This is a genomic window from Staphylococcus sp. 231237_7MaSpsaltlick (genome assembly GCF_043107035.1).
The window spans coordinates 1-510 of the sequence record NZ_JBICNX010000319.1; the positions used below are offsets into that span (position 1 = coordinate 1).

Below are 510 nucleotides of genomic sequence, written 5' to 3' on the forward strand. Positions count from 1 at the left end.
GTACATTTATTTACAAAAATAATAAAAAATAATACAAAATGCTTGAAACGTACATTAGTGTACGATATGATGAAATTAACCAATCGAACAAGGGAGCGATCACTTATGAATACAACAATTACGCAGTTTAACCAAGCACACAATACGGAAATTAAAGCAGATATGGCAAGCTATCAAATTTTTAAAGAAATGGAGAAAACCCAATACGAATGTTGCTATATCGCTTATACAGAAGGAAAAGCCAATAAGGTAATTCTAAAAAGAGAAACCCTTATTAACTTAGAAGATACATTTTACTTATGTGTGAGATAAGGAAAGCGGGCTAGAAATAGCCCTTCCTATTCATAATAGATTAGAAAGGAAGCGGTTATTCATGGAACAAAAACAAGTTTATACATTAGTTTATAGTGAAACTTATGGCGATCTAGAATTTATAGGAGTGTATGATAATAAAGCATCTTTGGAATCAGCTATTAAGGAACATATGATATTGGTTGATAACGTAGATTG

Annotated in this window: 1 protein-coding gene; it reads left to right on the forward strand. The window is 31.0% G+C overall.

Features of this window, described 5'->3' with window-relative positions; all coding sequences use genetic code 11:
- Positions 1-312: hypothetical protein (locus ACF91D_RS31680; RefSeq protein ID WP_392438685.1), on the forward strand; the 312-nt coding region annotated here is incomplete at its 5' end.
- Between the last annotated feature and the right edge of the window lie 198 nt (positions 313-510).